The 19,726-nt window shown below is 44.0% G+C and carries 15 protein-coding genes and 1 tRNA gene; 2 read left to right on the top strand and 14 right to left on the bottom strand.

All coding sequences use genetic code 11. The annotated features are described in order from the left end of the window. From H6G32_RS09520 to H6G32_RS09540, 5 genes are all read right to left on the bottom strand, one after another. Positions 1–2,774, bottom strand: a 2,774-nt coding sequence (locus H6G32_RS09520; RefSeq protein WP_190457477.1) for an Hpt domain-containing protein, incomplete at its 3' end; no start/stop codon positions are given. A gap of 97 nt (positions 2,775–2,871) precedes the next feature. Further along, a complete protein-coding gene (locus H6G32_RS09525; protein ID WP_190457479.1) occupies positions 2,872–5,808 on the bottom strand; it encodes a methyl-accepting chemotaxis protein in 2,937 nt (978 codons plus the stop codon). A gap of 16 nt (positions 5,809–5,824) precedes the next feature. After that, positions 5,825–6,355 carry a chemotaxis protein CheW gene (locus H6G32_RS09530; RefSeq protein WP_190457481.1) on the bottom strand — a complete coding sequence of 177 codons (531 nt, stop codon included), beginning with the start codon at positions 6,353–6,355 and terminating at the stop codon, positions 5,825–5,827. A 13-nt stretch (positions 6,356–6,368) separates the two neighbouring features. Then, on the bottom strand, positions 6,369–6,734 hold the full coding sequence (locus H6G32_RS09535) for a response regulator transcription factor (RefSeq protein ID WP_190457483.1): 366 nt from the start codon (positions 6,732–6,734) through the stop codon (positions 6,369–6,371). Between the two features lie 172 nt (positions 6,735–6,906). Next, positions 6,907–8,133, bottom strand: coding sequence for a response regulator (locus H6G32_RS09540; protein WP_190457486.1), 1,227 nt, complete (start codon positions 8,131–8,133; stop codon positions 6,907–6,909). 776 nt (positions 8,134–8,909) lie between these two features. On the opposite strand from H6G32_RS09540, the gene hmpF reads away from it, so the two are divergent. Further along, positions 8,910–10,649 (top strand): pilus motility taxis protein HmpF, encoded by a 1,740-nt coding sequence (gene hmpF, locus H6G32_RS09545; protein WP_190457488.1) that lies wholly within the window; start codon positions 8,910–8,912, stop codon positions 10,647–10,649. A 74-nt stretch (positions 10,650–10,723) separates the two neighbouring features. On the opposite strand, the gene tilS is transcribed toward hmpF, so the two are convergent. The 9 genes from tilS to H6G32_RS09585 all read right to left on the bottom strand — a co-directional run bounded on the left by tilS (position 10,724) and on the right by H6G32_RS09585 (position 17,944). Continuing rightward, the gene (tilS, locus tag H6G32_RS09550) at positions 10,724–11,710 is read right to left on the bottom strand and encodes a tRNA lysidine(34) synthetase TilS (RefSeq protein WP_190457490.1); all 987 of its coding nucleotides are present in this window, start codon (positions 11,708–11,710) and stop codon (positions 10,724–10,726) included. A 247-nt stretch (positions 11,711–11,957) separates the two neighbouring features. After that, a complete protein-coding gene (locus tag H6G32_RS09555; protein ID WP_190457491.1) occupies positions 11,958–12,248 on the bottom strand; it encodes a hypothetical protein in 291 nt (96 codons plus the stop codon). A gap of 137 nt (positions 12,249–12,385) precedes the next feature. Then, positions 12,386–12,691: a hypothetical protein gene (locus H6G32_RS09560; protein ID WP_242046541.1), complete on the bottom strand. Its 306-nt coding sequence runs from the start codon at positions 12,689–12,691 to the stop codon at positions 12,386–12,388. Positions 12,692–13,050: 359 nt separating this feature from the next. Beyond that, on the bottom strand, positions 13,051–13,404 hold the full coding sequence (locus tag H6G32_RS09565; RefSeq protein ID WP_190457493.1) for a KGK domain-containing protein: 354 nt from the start codon (positions 13,402–13,404) through the stop codon (positions 13,051–13,053). 105 nt (positions 13,405–13,509) lie between these two features. Continuing rightward, entirely contained in the window at positions 13,510–14,562 is a 1,053-nt protein-coding gene (ccsB, locus tag H6G32_RS09570; protein WP_190457494.1) for a c-type cytochrome biogenesis protein CcsB, read from the bottom strand. Between the two features lie 133 nt (positions 14,563–14,695). Beyond that, positions 14,696–16,516, bottom strand: a complete 1,821-nt coding sequence (locus H6G32_RS09575) for a DUF3352 domain-containing protein (RefSeq protein WP_190457496.1) — start codon at positions 16,514–16,516, stop codon at positions 14,696–14,698. A 139-nt stretch (positions 16,517–16,655) separates the two neighbouring features. After that, positions 16,656–16,856: a hypothetical protein gene (locus H6G32_RS26520; RefSeq protein WP_206757961.1), complete on the bottom strand. Its 201-nt coding sequence runs from the start codon at positions 16,854–16,856 to the stop codon at positions 16,656–16,658. Positions 16,857–17,027: 171 nt separating this feature from the next. Then, a complete protein-coding gene (locus H6G32_RS09580; protein WP_190457499.1) occupies positions 17,028–17,645 on the bottom strand; it encodes a chorismate lyase in 618 nt (205 codons plus the stop codon). 218 nt (positions 17,646–17,863) lie between these two features. Next, a tRNA-Leu gene (locus H6G32_RS09585) sits at positions 17,864–17,944 on the bottom strand. Positions 17,945–18,294: 350 nt separating this feature from the next. On the opposite strand from H6G32_RS09585, the gene accC reads away from it, so the two are divergent. Next, positions 18,295–19,647 carry an acetyl-CoA carboxylase biotin carboxylase subunit gene (gene accC / locus H6G32_RS09590; protein ID WP_190457501.1) on the top strand — a complete coding sequence of 451 codons (1,353 nt, stop codon included), beginning with the start codon at positions 18,295–18,297 and terminating at the stop codon, positions 19,645–19,647. Positions 19,648–19,726: the final 79 nt, after the last annotated feature.

Raw genomic sequence — 19,726 nt, forward strand, 5'->3', positions numbered from 1 at the left:
TCCAGGAGATTGCCAAATAAATCACTGGATGGTGTTTGCTCACTGACACTCACATCTAGTTCTGTGTCTCTACCAAATAAATTATCCGCATCAGTTTCTGTAAAGTCTGGCTGTATATAGGTGGCGTCGAGAACATCTGCCTCCTCTAATCCCAGTGACAGACTTTCATCGCTGTTTTCTTCGACAGCACCAAACAAATCAGTTTGGAGTCCGGCAAATGATTGGGAAGAATCAGCAGCAGTTGTCTCTGGAGCCTGGTTGGTAAATTCTGGCATGAAATCCAACGCTTCTGGTTCTTGCGAAAAGCTGCGAATTTCCGGCAAAGACACTTCTCCATCACCAATAGCTGGGGAATTTGTGGAGTCGCTTGCTGCCAAATCGTCAAACAAGTTATCCCCAGCATCGGAAGTAAAGATAAAATCTTGAGGTGGCTCTGGCTGTAGGAAACTGATCTCAAAATCTTCCAAATCTAAACTTGCTGTGGAGGAGGGTATGGATTGCTGAGAGTCGGCGAAAATGTCATCAGACACCGCAGCTGCAAATAAACTTTCCTCTAAGTCCCTTGCTACATCCTCCTCGACTACAGAATCAAGTTCAGTAGGTTGTGCTTCATTTGTCGGGTTCCAGAAGCTGCTCAGTTCATCTTCTGAGGTGGAAAGTTCTGCTGCTGTTGCTGTTGGTGAATCAAATAAATCACCAATTTCTAACTCATCTGTAGGCAGTGGTGTATTTTCTTCTAGTTCAGCAAACAGATTGTCTGAAGTTGAGCTTTCTGGCTGGGGTGAGGTAAGTCCTAATTCTCTGGAGTTGCTAGGGATAAGCTCCTCTAGGGACTCTGCATTCGTAAGTTCTAAATTTAATAAATTATCAAAACTGCTTTCTGGTTCGCTGGAGAGTTCTAGGCTGGCGATATTTTCAGTTTCTGGTGGAGTTACTTCACCTGTGGGTAATGATTCATTGTCATCTAGGGTCAACACCAATAAATCTTCTACCACATCATTCTCGACAGGAGATGAGGGCGAGTCGCCAGAAATTACCGTAAATTCCTCTAAAATATCGACATTTAGCTCAGAACTGAAAATATTGCTAATCTCTACAGTTTCATCAGATGTTGGTTGATTTTGCGGTAGCGTCAGCACCGATAAATCTTCTACCACATCATTCTCGACAGGAGATAGCAGCGAGTCGCTAGAAATTACTGTAAATTCCTCTAAAATATCGACATTTAGCTCAGAACTGAAAATATTGCTAACCTCTACAGTCTCAGCAGATGTTGGTTGATTTTGCGGTTCTGAATTCTCCTTGTCTAGGAAGTTGTCGCCAAATAACAGTTTTAGCTCTTCTGTACTAGTTGTAGTGGTTTGGCGATGTTCATTACTTGTGTCTTCATCAAATGGCCGTAGTAAATCGGCTAAATCGTTATCATCATCTTCAGTGTTGCCATTGCCCATTCCCAATTGATTGGCAGCGATAATGTCTAATGTTTCTTCGTGTTGCCAGGTTTCATCTAGTTCGGGGGACTCGCCTTCAAACAAGTCGGCCAGGCTATTTAATTCGGCGATGCCTACTACTGGGCCATGGGTATCAATACTACTATTGCCCGGAAGTGTGACTTCTTCATGATTTAACAAGGGGCTAGCAGCAAAAGTAGTGGGAGTTAAGGCGCTTGCAGGTGTTTCTTCTGGCAACTTATCTGAGGAGCTATTGCCAGTATCTTCATCTAGGTGATTGATGCTGTTTTGTGGCTGCAATTCAGGTGTTGCTGGCTCAAAAGTACTGACGACTTCTGTAACAGCCTGTGGTTGTTCAGCAACTAAATCAGGAGTTATTTCTAACGACTCAATTTCGGAAATAGCTATAAGTGCGTTTAGTTGTGGACTAATGGCAATTTCTGTTTCCCTACCTTGGAGGACTAATTCTTGAGCCTTCTTGATTTCGGTAATGACGATTTTGGCTAAAGTTAGATAGGTATTGTCGGGATTGGCGTTTGCCTCTGGGGTGCTCGATGCGATCGCACTGGCTGCTGCTTGACACAAACCACTCCAATGGGGCAAATTGTGGGCTGTACCGAGTTGGACTAACTGCTGACAGCATTGCTGAAGATTTTGCCGAGTCGAGGGTGTTGTTGTTTGCTTAAACAGTTGCAACATTTCCCGCAGGGTTTGGAGTACCGTAGCTTGAAACTCTCCCCAATTCTCATTTCCAGAAGTTTTTGGAGATGGGCGGCTGGTGTCTACTTCCCTGTTGGGACTATCTTGGCGCTGAAGCATCTGTGTTGGTGTAGTCCCACCGTTTACCGATGCTAGTTGCCGTTCTGTTGTGGGTACAGCGATTACTACCCCACTATTCCCTTGTTCTACGAGTTCTTCAAGATGTTCATTCAGCCATCGAAAGACTGGCTCGGTTTCTGACATCAATGTGTTAGCTGCTTCTTCCGAGAGACCAAAGGGCCCGCTCAAATGCTCTAACAGCACTTTCAGGGTATCAGATACACCGAGAAACAAAGACTCTAACTTTTCATCGACCTGAACGGGATTATCTTTGAGAACTTTGAAACAATCTTCCAATCGGTGAGCGGTGTGCTGGATGCTATTCAGCCCAAGCATTGCCGCTCCTCCTTTTATGGAATGAGCCGCCCGGAAGACTTCGTTGATCATTTCCGGGTCGTTCAGGGTACTTTGGAGATTCAGCAACCCCTGTTCAATGGTGTTCAGGTGGTCTCTGGCTTCTTCAAGAAAGTAACCCAAAATCCGCTGTTGTTGTTCCGGCAGCATAATTCAAAGTTCTGAGTTATAAGTTCTAAGTTCTAAGTCGTTCTTGGTCTTTTGTCTTTGGTCATTTAGGCAATGACTAATGACTCTTGACTATTAACTATTGCCTTGATTCCATCGTTTCCACTCGGAAGCGTTCCACGGAGGAGATCAAGTCGCGGGACACACCTACTAAGTGTTGTAGGGCGCCGGAAACTCGCTGGGCTTCTTGGGAGTTTTCTTGAGCGGTGAGTTCCACTGATTGCATCACCTGAGCAACAGCGCGGGAGGTTTCTGTCTGTTCTACGGTATCACTAGTAATTGAGCGCACTAAAGTATCAATCCGATTGGCTACTTGAATGATGTTTTCTAGCGATCGCTTGGCTTCTTCTGCCAATTTTGTGCCTTTAATTACCTGTTGTGTACCTTCTTCCATCGCGGTCATTACGGAGCCTGTTTCGCTCTGAATTTGCATGACTATCTGTTCAATTTCCTTTAAGGATTTGGCAGATTTGTCTGCTAACTGGCGCACTTCATCCGCCACAATCGCAAATCCGCGTCCAGCTTCTCCTGCCCTAGCCGCTTCAATACTAGCATTGAGTGCTAACAAGTTGGTTCTGGAGGCGATTTGGGAAATCAAAGCCACAATTTTAGAAATTTCTTGGGAAGATTCCGCCAGTCGTTTGACTTTCCGGGTAGTTTCGGCTACAGTTTCCCGAATTTCCAAAATCCCCGCCACGGTATTTTCTACTGCTTCCCCACCCTTAAGTGCGATCGCGCTGGCATCGCGAGCCACAATTTCTGCTTCCCGCGCTGCTTCTGCCACCCGTTGAATGGAGTCGGTCATCACTTGCACAGAATTCAGTGTTACCGCCAGCTCTTCTGCTTGCCGCAAGGCATCGCTAGATAAGGCTCTAGCAAAAGTTTCGGAGTTGGTTGAACCTTTTGTCACTTCCCGTGCTGCTACTTTCACCTGTTGGACAATATCCCGCAGGTTTTGAATTGTCAGGTTAAAGGCGTCAGCCACAGCTCCCAAAACGTCGGCTGTCACCTCTGCTTGTACTGTTAAATCTCCTCTAGCGGCTCCTTCGACATCATCCAAGAGGCGGATTACTTGGCGTTGTAGGTTTTCTTTGGCTTCTTCTTGTTCTACAGCTTTCCGTTGGGCGTCATTGGTGGTCGTGAAAATTACACGAGCCATATCGTTAAAGCCAGTGGCTAAGTGTCCTAATTCATCTTCGGAATAGACTGTGGCTTGAACATTGAGATTTCCTTGGCTGACGGAATCAAATTGAGCTTGCAAATCCTTGGTTGTCCGTCGAATTTGCTTGAGGGAAATATTCCCCATAAAACCTGCGGTCACACCACCGGCGATTCCTGATGCCAGTGCCATGGCCCAGCCGGTGTTCCTGACTGACTCCCGTTGTTCAGGTGGTGTAAATGAGGTGGCAGTCGAGCTGACAATAGCTGCTACCACTGCTGAGACAGCCCCTACACCAATAGCGATAAATAATGGTTTCTGTTTTAAAGGCGCATTCTCTAAGAATGCCAACAAACCTTGCTCACCGTTGACGTTGGGTTCTGTCTTCGAGACATCAGATTGAGTAAAGCCTGGGACTACTTCTTGTGAACCAGTAATCGTGAAGGGGAACAATTCCTCTTCGCGATCGCTACCACCATCACTTGGGAAAGCATCGCTAATTTTATTGGCAGCATTGCTCCTGTTGTCTAGTGATGCCACATCATCGAAGCTAGAATCTCCTCCTAGTTCAAACCCTGGAATATTCCCCAGATCGTCAAATTCATCAAAGTCATCTAAAAAGTCTATATTGCTCTTAGCATTTTCTCCAGCCAGGATATTGTTTCTGTCTTCACTGGTTAATTCTTCTGAACCAAAGGCAGATTCAAATGCGTCGATATCAAAACTATCATCATCAAAGTTATTTGGTTCTGCCATGGCAGCCAATTTCACCTGTTTTTCTTCTAGGGCAAAATTGCCATTAAAAGATGAGGCAGCCTCATTTAAGATTGACGTTGATTCTACCTCATCTGCAAATCTGCTCTGATCTAACCAATTTTGTGGTTGGCTGGCAGACAAATTATCTTGAATGCTATCTTCTAAATTATTTGTTTTAGTCAAATCATTGTTTAATTCCTGATCAACCAGCACGAAATTGCTATCTCCATAGCTATTGTTTATCAAGTCAGAATTACCAATACTTAAGTCTTGAGATTCCCTTTCTGTAAAGAACTCACCTACCTCTTCCCAGTTATTGTTCGTTGATAAATCAACTTCTTCTAAAGGTGAATATTTACTATTATTGTCAATTGCTGAAGGCTCTTTAGCTGAATTCCCGTCAATATCTGGAAAATAACTATTTGCTACTGGCTGTTCGATACTCTCTTCAGAAATATCTTCCTGCCAGAAAGCAGGTAACTCTAATTCAGCTGGCTCATGCCAACTATTGGTATTTGATTCTTGCTCATAGAGTTCTTGATTCAAGGCAAAAGGATCGTCACCAAAAGCGGCTGAGGTATCTGGTATTTGCTCCAATCCAATACCGCTGGGGATGTCAAAAGGACGGTTCAAGGATATTTCTTCGAGATCCTCTGGGGATAATTGATATGAACCAAAGGAGTTCAATTCAAAGCTATTGTTATCAAGCTCCTCACTCGCTGCCAAATCTGGAAATTCTACTGTATTAATCACATCCTGAGATGGTTTGGCGGAATTTATTTGCTCCTCATTCTCTAGTGCCAGAACATGATTACCTGATGTCTGTATATAGTGATTGATGTTCTCAAGACCGTGAACCGCAAAATCCAAGATTTCTTGATTTTCCGTCAAACTCAATACTTGTTGATATTCTGCTGTTGCTATATCGTACTGCTGCAAAACATAGTAGATGTGACCCCGCAACAAATGGGAGTTGGGATCATCTGGTAAATTTTGCACCACTTGGTCAACTAAAGCAGCAGCAATTTCATAATCTCCCTGTGTATAGGCTGTGACTGCTTGCTTATATACTTCGCTGTAATCATTAATACTTACTGCCATGTCCTCCCTCCCAATTTCATCCTGCCCACCGCGCACTCCGCAAAATTGCCGTTTGGTCTAGTAGTCTTAGACACTGTTTGTTTCTAGCATCAAATAACCACTCTCCACGCAAAAAGGGAGCCATAGCATCCGGTACGTTAGTAGGTGGCATCAGATACTGTACATCAAGCCAGTCCATACCACCGATATCCTCGACCGCTAAACCCACGACTGTGTCTTGCTCTTCAATAGCAATCACCGCAATCTCGGCTCGATCTGTATTTAACGCAGTTGTACCTCCCAGGAATTGACCTAAATCAGCCACCCAAATGACTCGACCTCGTAAATTTAGAGTACCCAAAAGTAAAGGAGAAGCATTAGGAATTGGGGTGATTCTATCAGGACTTAGTTCAATTACCTCCCGGATGCCAGTTGCTTGTAGTGCAAACTCCTGATGCAAGGGAATATAAAACCGCAAATGTAACTCACCTTCGGGACTTTCTACTTGTAATTCAGGGCGGAAGTGGTCTTGACCACTACCACTTAAAAAGTCTGGTTTGCTGACCATGTTGAATTCATCCTTATCCTCGCAGCAGTTGTTTGACTGTTCCTACCAACTCGGTTGGCTGAAATGGTTTGGCTATGTAGGCATCTGCACCCTGCTTCATTCCCCAGTAGCGATCAAATTCTTCACCTTTGGAAGAACACATTACCACGGGGACATTTTGGGTTTTCGGATCGGACTTTAAGCGCCGACAAAGTTCGTAGCCGTTCATCCGGGGCATAACAATATCCAATACTACTAAATCAGGAGCTGCGTTTTGAATTGCCTCCAAAGCTTCAACTCCATCACCGGCATGGATGACTGTTAAGCCACTGGCTTTCAGGAGGTCTGTAATCATCTCCCTTTGGGCGATACTGTCTTCCACAATCAAAACTGTACTCATAAATGCCTATCTACCTCCTGATGTAGGCGTTCCTATTTGGAACATTCCCTGATTCCTCGCAAATATTAACTGTATAAATTAATTCTATTGTTTCACTAATTTACTAGATATTGACGTTTTACTAGGTTTAACTGATTCTGTGATAACATTTTTTACCCCATCTTTTAGTAAATCAACAAGTCTTGTATCCCTTCTGTATGCCTACGCAAGAATCTATATTGATATATTTTTCTACAAGCATTTGTAGCTCAGTGTCTGCAAATGGTTTTGTCAAATAATCTGTTGCCCCGACCATCCTAGCTCTGACTCGATCAATAAATCCATCTTTACCAGTAAGCATGATAATTGGCACTAGGCGAAATGCTGTGGAATGTCTCAGCATGGCACAAATTTCGTATCCATCCAATTCCGGCATGGTAATGTCACACAAAATTAAATCTGGCTTGAGCTGAAAAACGAGACTGAGGGCTTCTAGGGGATTGGTAAGGGAGATCACTTCATATCCCTGTGGTTTTAAGATCGACTCTATCGTCTCACAGATGGCGATCGCATCTTCGATACATACTATCCGCCCTTTTTGGTTGCCCACCAGATCAGAGTCTTCTGTCTGTGTATTAGGGTTAGATGTCATTCCATAAGCTAGTTGTAGCCAACCCTGTTGCACATAAGGATATATCGCTTTGGCGACTGTCAAAATGTCGCGGTTGAGATAGCGAGCTAGTTGGCGCAGGGAAGTTTTACCATCGGCCCAATGTTGTAGCTTATTCACTGTTGCTTCTGGTAATGAGGAATGTAGCCGGGCTACATCAGCCAGCAGGGGTAATTGTTCGGGTGACTGAATTTGTGGATACAGTTGTTTCCACTCTTGCACCTGCTTTGTAATTTTGGTCACCAAGGGAGCAATCTCCAAGGTAGTTAATTGTGGCACAAGTGCCGTATCCAAATCGAAAATAAAACTACCTTGGTGTAAACTCAGCAAGTCAAAAAGCGTCTCATGCACTAAGCCGTGGATGATACTACGAGCTACCTTGGGGTTGATAATATTCCGCTCTAGGAGCTTCCAGAGATAGGCATACTCTGGGGAATTGGTTGATGCTAGGCTGGCAAGTTGCATGTCATCGAGTTGTTTCTCAACTCGGTAATGACGCAAATAATCGCCGATGCGGGATAAACTACTGTCACCTGCTTGGCAATAGACAATTTGACCATTGAGAAAAAAGACAAACCAAGACTGTGGTTTACCCTCCCAACTAGGGCGATTTGTGTGAGCTTCGTCGCCCCCTGGCTTGTTGCTCTGGTAAGCAGCTCGGGCTTCTACCCACAACTGGCCAGTTCGCTGTCCTAACTCAATCAATTGCAGGATACTGCAAATATCAATTTCATTTAAATTTCCCTGCATTTAGCTAAAATGTACTCCTTGTAATCCTATTCACATTCTTGATTAATTGTGAACTCTAGTTTCACCATGTTTCCCACCAGCAGATGCCGAGGGTTTCATTAAAGTTATCCTTTGATTGGCGGTTCCTGATCCAAAATCTATTCCTTAGATGGGTAAACTCGGAGCTTTTTGGCGGCATCACCCAATATCTTGGGTTTCATTAAAGTTATCCTTTGATTGGCGGTTCCTGATCCAAAATCTATTCCTTAGATGGGTAAACTCGGAGCTTTTTGGCGGCATCACCCAAGATATTGTGTGAAAACAAGATTGTAAAAGCCGCCCTCTAGGGTTGGCTTACCAATTTTGTCCAGGTTTTTCTCAAGGGGTGAAAACGAGATGATCTAAGCCGCCCTCAAGTGTTGGCTTACTAATTTTGGACAGAGTTTTTCCCAAGGGTGACTTTTGACCATTGGCAAGATTATTGCCCATACAACTAGCCCAGGAACCGAAATATTACGCTATAAACCTTAAACTTTTGTCATATACTTTGACAAACTTAGTGATTATACGGAAGTCAGCGTCACTATCATCAGTACAAAATATAAAGGCGCGACTGGGCCGCGCCTATAAATATCAAGATGTGATATTTCATGTCTAGAAGACGTGACATCTCATGTCTATAAATAGTTTTGTCTGTCTTGTACTGCTAAACTTAAGGTTAAACAAGGCAATTTAACAGAATTATCTAAGGTATATCTCAAAACTCGGACATCAAGTGCATCAAAAGGACAAACGGTGTGCTGTATTTAGCAGAAGTACAAAAGCAGAGAGGCGGCTTACTCGGTGGCGGTTCTAAAACTGAACTTAAACTGCTAGCTTGTCAACGAAGCGACCAGAATTGGAGTACTGTGTCGGAAGAAGTAATTGCTGCTGAGGAAGCAGGCAAACTAAACGATGGCGCACTGGTACTGGTGGAACTGAGTCCGAATCGTCAAGTGCAGCGGATTCAAGAGGCAGGGCGGCCGCTAGTGAATATTTTGCAGAATTTTTCCCGCCAATTGGAAAAATTTAAGCTCAAGGAAGATGAGATTGACCAGTGGAAGCAGTCATTGACGTTTCAGGCGCAAGAATTAAATCGCCGGGAAATGGATATGGAAGCACGCCTAGAACAACTGCAAGAACTGGAGGAGGACTCTCAACGCCTGGAGGAGAAAAAACAGGAAGCTGAGACATCCCGCGCCGCAATTGAACGGTTGCAAACAGAAATTGAGCGCAACCGTCAAGAACTCGAAGGCGCTTGGGAGCATTTGCGGGGTGAGCAGCGTCGCCTCGAAGAGTTTAAAGCGGATTGCCAACAGGGAACTGTTTTGGATGAAGAGCAAAGTCGGGCAATCAGTGAGTTGCTCAATCGCTTGTCTAGCGGCGTTGCTCCCACCGAAACAGTGCGGGAAAACCTCCATTTCGCTTTTGAATTGGTGGAACGGCAACAAGCTACTCTCAACCCACACTGGCAACAGCTGGAGGAGAAACGAAATTTAGCGGCTCAACAACAAGAGGAAGTTGAACGCCTGAGTCAAACCCTGCGCGATCGCCAAAATTTATGTCAACAGGCACAAATTTTTCTAGAGCAACAATTAGCCCAGTTCCATCTGAATACAGCTACACTTGCCAGCAAGCAAGAGTATGCTCGCATTCTCAAAGATAAATTGCAAAATCAGGAAGCATTATACCAACAGATTCACTCCTTGGCTGCCACTTCTAGTGATGCGGTTTTTAGCCAGCAAGTGGATGTAGAACCTTTGCAGAAAATGCCCCTAGAAGAACTACAAAAAATGGTTCAAGACTTGCAGAATAAGCTGTCTATAGACTCCAGCTTTGTTCACGATCAAGAACAAGAACTAAATTACAAACAAGAAATTATAGAAGAATTACAAAGAAAAGTTAAGCAGGCATCTGGCAAAGCCTTGCAAAATCTAGAAGGAGAACTAGCAGATGAACAAGACCTCTACCAGATGGTAAACCAATCTTTGGTAGGGCAACGCCGTAATTTGCTAGAGCGGGAGAAGATTCTCAAGCAACACCAAGCTGTATTGCGCCAGCGCCAAGGGCATTCTATTGACAATGAAGAAGGGGATACAAAACTTGATTTAGGGCCAATTCTTTTGCAAATTGAAGCCCAGCGACAACAACAGTCCCAGGAACTGCAAAGGCTGGAATATGAGATTAATCAGATGCGTGGTGGTATTGAGCTAGACGAAGGGATGATTGGTAATCAAACCCATGATTTAGAAGAAAAGCGCCAAGAACTGAAAATGATGGAGGAAAACTTGCTCAACCTGCGAACAGCAACGGCTGAATGCTTTGGTCGGGTGAATCTCTATCAAGAGGCATTACAACCCATTCAGGACGGCTTGGATGCATTGCGGCTTAAGTTGCAGGCAGTTGCTGAATCTTTGGCTCAAGTCCAAGAATCTGGTGATTATCAACTGCAAACTATTACTCAAATGCGCCAGACTCTCCAGACGTTAATCAATTAGCCAGAATTGCTAGGGTCTTGAGGAGTGCTCAATGGTGAGTTAAAACTCTTTAATTGGGACTCAGAACTCATTACTCAGCACTGTCTAAGGCAGATCCAGTCGTCTGCTACTTGGGCGATCGCACCACCAGGAAAAGGATCAGTTTGCGAACGATTTGGCGCCGTAATTAAAGCCGTTAATTTTTCGATATGTTCAAAGCCGGGGGCATCAGGCAATATTTGTTGTAATACCTGACGCATGACACGCCGTTGTAATGCCAGCGGTGCTGTCTTTAATACCCGCCGATTTAACCGTAAGGCTATACCATCCTCTTTGCCTAATTCCATGGCATCTTCGCGCAACTTTGCGGCTATTTGCTCTAAATATTCCACTTCCCCTTGCAGCAGTTCGGCTGTTTGCGCTAAAGCTGATTCAACTTGGGGGTTGAAATTTTCTTGCAAATATGGTATAAGCTCTTGGCGGATACGGTTACGGGCATATTTCCAATCTTGATTGGTGGCATCTTCCCAAATGGGCAAATTCAACTCTTGACAAAATTGCTCTGTTTGTGAACGAGTAATTTCTAACAGGGGACGCACTAACATAATGTCAGTTGTTAGTGGGCGTTGCCAAGTGAGTGCTTGCAAACCATCAGCGCCGGTACCGCGAATTAAATTGTAAAGGAGGGTTTCGGCGCGATCGCTTGCGGTGTGTCCTGTGACAATATATTGATAACTATTACTTTGGGCAATTTTACTTAAAACTTGATATCGCCAATTTCGTGCCGCAGCTTCACTCTTTACAGGTTCCTTAGCTGTAGCTAAATAAAAAGGTGTTTCCCAAATTTTAGCTAAATTTTCTACATGACGAGCATTAGCCAGGGAATCATCACGCCAGCAATGATCACAATGAGCAATACCTAAGCGCCATCCCCACTTTAGTTGTAAATCTAACAGTAATTTTATTAAGCACAGAGAATCTTGTCCACCAGAAACAGCAACCAATAAGCTTTGATTAGGCTCAAATAAATGCCGTGCGCGGATAGTGCGGTGTATTTTGGCGTGTAGGGGAGTCCATAACATTTCCATAGTTCTCAGATCAGCACCTACCACCCTTCTAGCCTAGGGCTGAAACCCTTTAAAATTCGTGAATAAAAGTGAATAAAAGCGGGGCGACTAGAAGTCGCGGCTACACGAGACTTTACCCACCTGCGTGGGTTGAATGGACGTTAGTCTACGGAGGTGGACTTTGCGTGTATATTAGCGTATCGAAGACAGCGAATCGTGCCGGAGGCTCTATTGTATTCGCCTAATACTTTCAAAACATCCTCTAAGGGTGAGGTGTTATGGTGAGTATTGTTAGTTCATATTGATCTGGGCCATAATACCAAAATATTCTATAAGCAGCCGGAGTATTATTTTCGACGTAGGCTTCAAAGACTTTTTCTTTATTTGGCCCTTGTAGAAAATCATACTCATGAGTTTTGAGACTAGGATGACGCAGGTTGTTTTCCATGAAGGCTAAAGTTTTCAATACTTTTTTATGTTTCTTCTCGTCATTTATTTTTAATGTTTCTAATACTTCTTTAGCTTCAGTTGTAAATTTTAGTTTGTACTGCACTGTGAATTTGCTACTAATTTATAAAAAAACTACTTTTAGTACATGAGCTATTATAAAACTATAAGCCCCAAAACTACTTGCAAGCAAGCGGTCTAAGGGCTTTAGCTTAATTAATTGTAACAGATTAAGAATGATACTTAGTCGTCAATTTCTAAATCTGCATACTCGGCAAAAGAACCTAAATCATGTAGTTCTCCAGCAGCAGCTTGTTGCATACCTTTTTCCAGAGAAGCGCGAGCTTGTGGGTTTTTGCATAGCCACAGTTCACGCTCTGGAATATTAACTACTGGATCAAGCAATATTTGACCAGATGAGTTGATAAATACGCGATATTTTTTTGATTTTGCCTCAGATCCCAATGTCAAGCGTCCTCTGTTATCAATTGATGCAGATTCTTTGATTTGTTGGAAGTTTTCATCTGATATTATGGAGCTTTCGTACACTTTAATTCACCTTTGATAACTGCCATGAAAATTATCAAACACATGAATAAATATATTGCCTCTCTTGTAATTTACTATTTTTAAACAAATACTTACAAAATAAAATTTAGAGAAAAATGTTTTTGCTAGAGAAGAATAATTTATTTATAGTGAGTGAGTGATTTATTGATCAATCTAATAATTTTAAGGACTGAAGTCCTTACTACAAGCTTTCTTTTAATTTAATTTTTAACCTAGCATATCTAGATAGTTTTATGATAACAATAAATTTCCAAATGGGCAAGTGGGTAAAGGGGCATAACTTAACATAAAATTTTACAAAATGGGTTTTTTAGGCGTTAGTGGTACTTCTTGAGTATTTAGTTTTCAACTTCTTTGAGTTGCTCTCGCAGGTCATCGAGTGGTGAGCTTTCTTGACTAGTGTCTAATTGATTATTTTCTGGTTGTTCATCAATTTCAGGCTCATCAGGGCAAAATTCAAAAGACACTAGCATTTTAACTTTACCTGTTCGCCATTCTTTGCCAGGTCTTAAGAGATCACATTCAAAGCCATCTTCGAGCAGTTTCTTCATTGAAGCGTGATTCAAAGGTAAACTCTCAATTTCATTTAGAAATTGGAACAGTATCTGTGTGATGTGTAATTTTTCAAATCGCTCCTTATGGAAATACACAACATCATCTTCAGTATTTAATTGCTCCCATTGATTTCCCATAACTATCTCCTGTACCTACGCTTATTTTTCCCAAGAGATAGCCATAAATATCACATTCAATATTTTCCCCTCTCTGCTGGCGGAGAGGGGTTAGGGGTGAGGTGCTTAGAAAAACCAACCGTAAGAATGTAAACCTTTACCCAAGAGATTTACACCGAGATAGCAAATCCAGACGACAACAAAGCCAGTGGCGGCTAAAATTGCGGGACTGCGTCCTTGCCAACCGCGAGTGATTCTAGTGTGGAGGTAGGCGGCGAAAACTAACCAAGTGATTAAAGCCCAAGTTTCTTTTGGGTCCCAACTCCAGTATGAACCCCAAGCTTCATTTGCCCAAACGGCACCGGCAATAATGCCAATAGTCAGCAGGGGAAATCCCAAGCCGATGATGCGATAGCTGATGTTATCCAGGGTTTCAGCAAGGCTGAGGCGTTGGGGTGAAAGTGGTTCGGCAGATGGGACGGTTTTAGATTCAGGGGCAGTTATTAAATTCAAAACAGCGGTACCGTTGCCGTTGTTATTGCTTTCATAACGTGCAAAACCATTATTTTCGATTGCGGGTGTTGGGAGTTGAGTAATTAACTCACCTGCTTTGCGTAATTTGTAGCCGTTGCTGCGATAACCGCCAGTACCAACAGAACTGCCTTGTAGTTGGATGTTTTGCCCGCGAGTGACAATCAAAAATGCGATCGCCATCAGGGCACCTACCATCAAAGCCGAATAACTCAACATCATCACGCTGACATGCATCATCAGCCAATTCGACTTTAGCGCCGGCACTAAAGGCTCTGACACTTGCATTTCTGATGGCAAAGTCAAGGTAGCAAAAGCAACAATCCCCATAGCCACGGGGGCGGTAACAACTCCCACCAAGCGGCTACGGCTGCTATTTTCGGCAATTAAATGAACGGCTGTAATTCCCCAAGTTAAGAAAAATAGGGATTCATACAGATTACTCAAAGGAAAATAGCCAGCTTCGATCCATCGTGCCCCTAGTAGGGTGGCTATGGACAAATTAGCGATCGCCATAAATGCTGTCCCCAAAGGCGCAAATCCTGGCAGATTTGGAAAAGCCGCCCCAACCCAATACACCAGCATGGTGAGGAATAAAACAGCAAAAGAGGCATTGTCCAGCCAGTTCTGGAGTACAACCAGATTCATAAAGTCTTCTCCCCAGTGGATTATTTTAAATCTCGATTCTGACTATTCTGATCCTATCTGCTTAGAGACTCATGGGCCATGGTTTTTAGCCGTCCTTAAGTATTACTCAAGCTGATGTCGCACCTGAAAAAGATTAGGGAGATGCCGTTGGTGTTGGTGTTGGTACGGGTAATAGGGGAGTAGCAACAGCGCTGGGACTGGGGATAGGGGCTGGTTTACCAGCTTTTTTAAGTGCTAGAAAAATATCATAGCGAGTACTGCGGCTGTCGTTGACAGCAGTTGTCACCCCAATTGAACGGGTAGCTGCAAGCATTGTTTGTTGATTGGGGAATAGTGAATTTAGCGTAAAACTTTTGACAGTCCGTTCCACATCCAGGAAAAATTGACCATTGCTGGGTGATGGTTCTTTGGGAACGGTTTGTTGAAAGGGGAGGCTACTGGCTAGGGGGTTGTTTGGGTTGGTAAGAATTTTATCGGTGATGGGAGCGCCCACTACTAAAAAAGCCACATCTCCATCTAACCAACCATGGGTAGCGGTTAAAGTACCAAAAGGTGAGATCCAGTTAACAACAGGTTTACCTGAAACTTTCGCCGGTTGGATTTGGAACTGATATTGATTTTTCATCACATCATCCAGCTGTTGCAAAGATGTTTCAGCGGCATTGCGTAGACTTTTCCCCCCTTCAGCACCTCTTGCCTGTACCATAAACACCAAACCGGCTCGAAAATTCTCTGGAGAATCATCTTTTGGGGTAGAGGGAATCACCGAGAGCGAAAACTCGCCTTTCATCCAACGCAGCAAATCCCGATCTAAATCCATATTTGTCAGAGATTTCACACCACCTCGCAATTGTTCTGGTGTGAACGGCGCTTGAGGATTAGACTGAGCAGTTAAAACATAATCAGCCCACAACCGCTGTAAATTAGTACCAGACAGCATCATCAAAGTTTCCCCAGGTAGGCGGCTGGGCATTTTTCCCTCTTTGTTTTCCACGGACAGCAGGCGCTGACTATTAGGGTTTAACCAAGAAATCCCCTTTAAGCGCATTCCTTCTGGCTCCAAACTCACTGTCCCAGCTATTCCTTGGTTATTCTGAAGTTGAGCCAAAACTTGAGCAGGTAAACGGTGTTTGGGAGCCGCCGCCGCAATTCTCGCCGCTATTGGCACATTCACATAAAACTGGGCAAAGGGTTGGTAAGTGGAGATTTTCGGGAAATTATCAGCAAATCCCCCAATTGTGGCTAGAGATATTTTACTTTTGTAGGCATCAATCGCTCGTTCTGTAGCTTTAGGATTATCCGTAATTACTAAAAAACGTCCATCTAATAATGCTGCTGAAAAGTTGGCGCCAATTGCTCCCTCGTTTTGTTTAATGGCGATTCCCTGATAACTGCGTTCAATCCATTTCCCTTGTTTGAGGGATTTGGGTTGTGCCAAAATGCTTTTAGCGATTTCTGGGTTTTTCACCGGCAGCACCATCACCAACGACTGCTGACTATTACTAGCCTCTCCATCGGTAGCTACGGGTTTGGGTGGAGGGTTATTGGCTTGGGGGGCTAAAATGGCGATCGTTACTTCATCGCCTACCCAAGGTTGAATATCTTTTTCAAAGTCGTAACCATTATTAGTAAGTAAGCGTTCGCCTGCGGCGTACCGGAGGTAATCGCGCAACTGCACGATATTTTTATCCACTTCCCCTTGGGTTTCTGGCGTCCCAAACTCCCTTAACTTCTGCCATTGTCTGGGATCTGTCGTTAGAGATACCGCAAATAAGGCATCTTGAGGAATCATCTTTGTCCCTACTGGCAAATCTCTGGAAAGTGGTTGTCCCTGGGTTAACAACCAGTATGCTGCACTCCCTGCACCAATCAATAACCCAGCAGCCGAGAGCGTCAGCACCAGAGACGGTTTCTTCTTTCTCTTCTTTACAGCAGACACAACACGCAGTGCCATTGAAACCTACACCTCATACTTCCGAACTCATTACTTGCTTCTTCAGCTAATACCAAGTTGCCAATGTCAGTTTTGTTTGATGTCAGAGCCATAGTGTAGCTATATCTGAAGCAAATAATACTATTTCTGGCAATTTGGTCTAATTAAATAGATAAATTTTTCCACCCTGGATATTGTTGATACTTCGGTAATCAACCTTTCCAGCACTTTTAAAAAAAGTGTTTTTGTGGTTAGTTACTTTTACCATGGTTTGTTGAATTTCGCTGATGATTTCCCAGAAAAGTTTCTCTCCATCTGCAAGCCCTTGGGAGATATCATCATCAACTTTCAGAAAAAGCACCGTTCTTTTGAAGCAAATAAAAAATAACTAATCAGGGATAAATCAGCATCTTTGCCTAAAAATGCCTATATTATCCATATTTAGTCCCAATTTTCAGGTGTATAATAGCGCTTTAGCAGCTGAAATTAAATATTAATCAGCACAAAAAGTACTGACCACGAGCTTTTTTGATCATCTAGCACTTAGTTGCATCGGCCCCAAATATTTAGTTAAATAAGGCGAAAAAACTTCATAAATCAAGGTTAGAGGCTGCCCATGATGCCAAAATAAGTAATGGCGACCCCAAAAAGGCCCAGTCTCATCAAAGCCTGACTGTAGCGCCTCAGAGTAACCGTAGTAGATTCCTTGAACATCTCGATACAATTCTGTGCGGACACGAGCTAAACTCGCCCAAATCGGTAACGAACGGTTTTGCAAATACTCATCTACATGACTCGCTTCCCACCATGAAGAGGCGTAACCCAGTCGCTGACCAGAGGCAGTACGCAGCCACACCTGTCGCCGCAGTCGTGGCCCAGGTACAGCTTGGATCAGCTGAGGTGCATTATCTGAGTCCATGCCAAGGAAAGACATATCAATAACATCCACTTCCGTAGGCTCACCCGTAAGCAATTGTAAATGCCTTGTTGGGGAGCCATCGCCTAAAAGCAGCATTTGCCAAGTTGGTGCCAGCTGAGTGTGAGGCAAACCTGATTGCCGGAGTTCCTCCCCACCTTCCCAAATCGGAGTCAAGCGATGCCAAGCAACTGGCAGTGTTAAATTGTTTGTTGGCTTAACAGTAGTAGTCAATGTTTTTTACAAAACTTCACCTATCTCTATAAAAGCACAAAAAAACTGGCGTCCCAACAGCAAGCCAGAAGAAATTCGGTGAAGTAGTTGTGCAAAAGCTGGAAAATGGGGAGAAATCCTGATTCCGGGACTTCTCACTCATTTCTCCCAACTTAGCGCTCGGTAACGCCAGTGGCAACCCAAGTTACTGGCTTTTCAGTACTCAGCACTAAAAAAAATGCGGATGGCGAGACTCGAACTCGCAAGGCAAAGCCACACGCACCTCAAGCGTGCGCGTATACCAATTCCGCCACATCCGCAGGGTTTCTCTAAATATAGAATATAGCATAAAAAGCAATTGAAGTGAAATATTTTCCAAATTTTCTCAATGCGGATATCAGACTGACAGAAATCTAGTAGCGACAGTGATATTAAAAAGAGTAGAGCGACTGTGAGCAACATTGTGCAAGATCACAGCAGCCGACGAGTTCGGGAATTTGGCAAGGACTTACAGCCACAATGTTGTTAGTCTAGTGAGAACTCGTGGAGGCAGCAAGCCCGATCCTATTGGGAAGCCGCCCTTGATGATAATTTGAAGTAATGCCACAGCGTTATTTCAACTGGATGGGAGAGAATGTCAATCGACTGGTAATGATATCGAAGCTAGAAAATGAAATTTGACAAAATATTAATTGCTAATCGGGGAGAAATCGCCCTTCGCATTCTCCGAGCCTGTGAAGAAATGGGAATTGCGACTGTTGCGGTTCACTCCACTGTTGACCGTAACGCCCTCCACGTCCAACTTGCTGATGAAGCGGTTTGCATTGGCGAACCTGCCAGCAGTAAAAGTTATTTGAATATTCCCAATATTATTGCCGCAGCCTTGACGCGCAATGCCAGCGCCATTCATCCTGGTTATGGCTTTTTGGCAGAAAATGCCCGGTTTGCGGAAATATGTGCCGACCATCATATTGCTTTTATTGGCCCCACCCCCGAAGCCATGCGACGGATGGGCGATAAATCTACAGCTAAAGAAACCATGCAAAAGGCTGGGGTGCCAACGGTGCCTGGTAGTGAGGGGTTGGTAGAAACTGAGGAAGAAGGATTGCTACTGGCCAAGGATATCGGCTATCCCGTGATGATCAAAGCCACAGCCGGTGGCGGTGGAAGGGGTATGCGGCTGGTGCGAGAGGAAAACGAATTCGTCAAACTTTTTCTAGCTGCTCAAGGGGAAGCCGGAGCAGCTTTTGGTAATTCCGGCGTTTATATAGAAAAATTTATCGAACGTCCCCGCCACATTGAATTTCAAATTTTGGCGGATAACTACGGTAATGTCATCCACTTGGGTGAGAGAGATTGCTCAATTCAGCGCCGGAATCAAAAGCTACTAGAAGAAGCCCCCAGCCCTGCTCTTGACTCAGAACTCCGGGAAAAAATGGGACAAGCTGCGGTGAAAGCTGCCCAGTTCATTAACTACACCGGGGCAGGTACTATTGAATTTCTCCTTGATAAATCCGGTAAATTCTACTTTATGGAAATGAACACCCGGATTCAAGTTGAGCATCCCGTAACGGAGATGATTACCGGGATAGATTTGGTTGTTGAACAAATCCGCATTGCCCAAGGGGAAAGACTGAAACTGACCCAAGAGCAAGTAGTTTTACAGGGTCATGCAATTGAATGCCGCATCAATGCCGAAGATCCTGACCATGATTTTCGCCCCTCTCCTGGACGGATCAGTGGCTATCTCCCCCCTGGAGGGCCTGGTGTCCGCATTGATTCCCATGTCTACACAGATTACCAAATTCCGCCCTACTATGATTCTCTGATTGGTAAGTTAATTGTTTGGGGGCCAGACCGACACACTGCCATTAACCGCATGAAACGTGCTTTACGGGAATGTGCCATCACTGGACTGCCTACCACCATCGGGTTTCATCAGAGAATTATGGAAAACCCGCAATTTTTGCAGGGTAATGTCTATACCAGTTTTGTGCAGGAGATGAACAACTCAGGGCAATAGTCAGGGATTGGGGGTTGGGGAAAAAATCCTCTCCTTTTCACCCTAACTCTTGTCCCTGTGCCGCTTGAGCCAATTACCC

This window comes from Cylindrospermum sp. FACHB-282, from assembly GCF_014697195.1.
Classification (GTDB): domain Bacteria; phylum Cyanobacteriota; class Cyanobacteriia; order Cyanobacteriales; family Nostocaceae; genus Cylindrospermum.

What these genes read in the sequence shown, in the direction of transcription:
- H6G32_RS09525 (WP_190457479.1), bottom strand. Translation starts at nt 5,808, where the DNA reads ATGGCAGTAAGTATTAATGATTACAGCGAAGTATATAAGCAAGCAGTC.
- H6G32_RS09530 (WP_190457481.1), bottom strand. Translation starts at nt 6,355, where the DNA reads ATGGTCAGCAAACCAGACTTTTTAAGTGGTAGTGGTCAAGACCACTTC.
- H6G32_RS09535 (WP_190457483.1), bottom strand. Translation starts at nt 6,734, where the DNA reads ATGAGTACAGTTTTGATTGTGGAAGACAGTATCGCCCAAAGGGAGATG.
- H6G32_RS09540 (WP_190457486.1), bottom strand. Translation starts at nt 8,133, where the DNA reads ATGCAGGGAAATTTAAATGAAATTGATATTTGCAGTATCCTGCAATTG.
- tilS (WP_190457490.1), bottom strand. Translation starts at nt 11,710, where the DNA reads ATGTTATGGACTCCCCTACACGCCAAAATACACCGCACTATCCGCGCA.
- H6G32_RS09565 (WP_190457493.1), bottom strand. Translation starts at nt 13,404, where the DNA reads ATGGGAAATCAATGGGAGCAATTAAATACTGAAGATGATGTTGTGTAT.
- ccsB (WP_190457494.1), bottom strand. Translation starts at nt 14,562, where the DNA reads ATGAATCTGGTTGTACTCCAGAACTGGCTGGACAATGCCTCTTTTGCT.
- H6G32_RS09575 (WP_190457496.1), bottom strand. Translation starts at nt 16,516, where the DNA reads ATGGCACTGCGTGTTGTGTCTGCTGTAAAGAAGAGAAAGAAGAAACCG.
- accC (WP_190457501.1), top strand. Translation starts at nt 18,295, where the DNA reads ATGAAATTTGACAAAATATTAATTGCTAATCGGGGAGAAATCGCCCTT.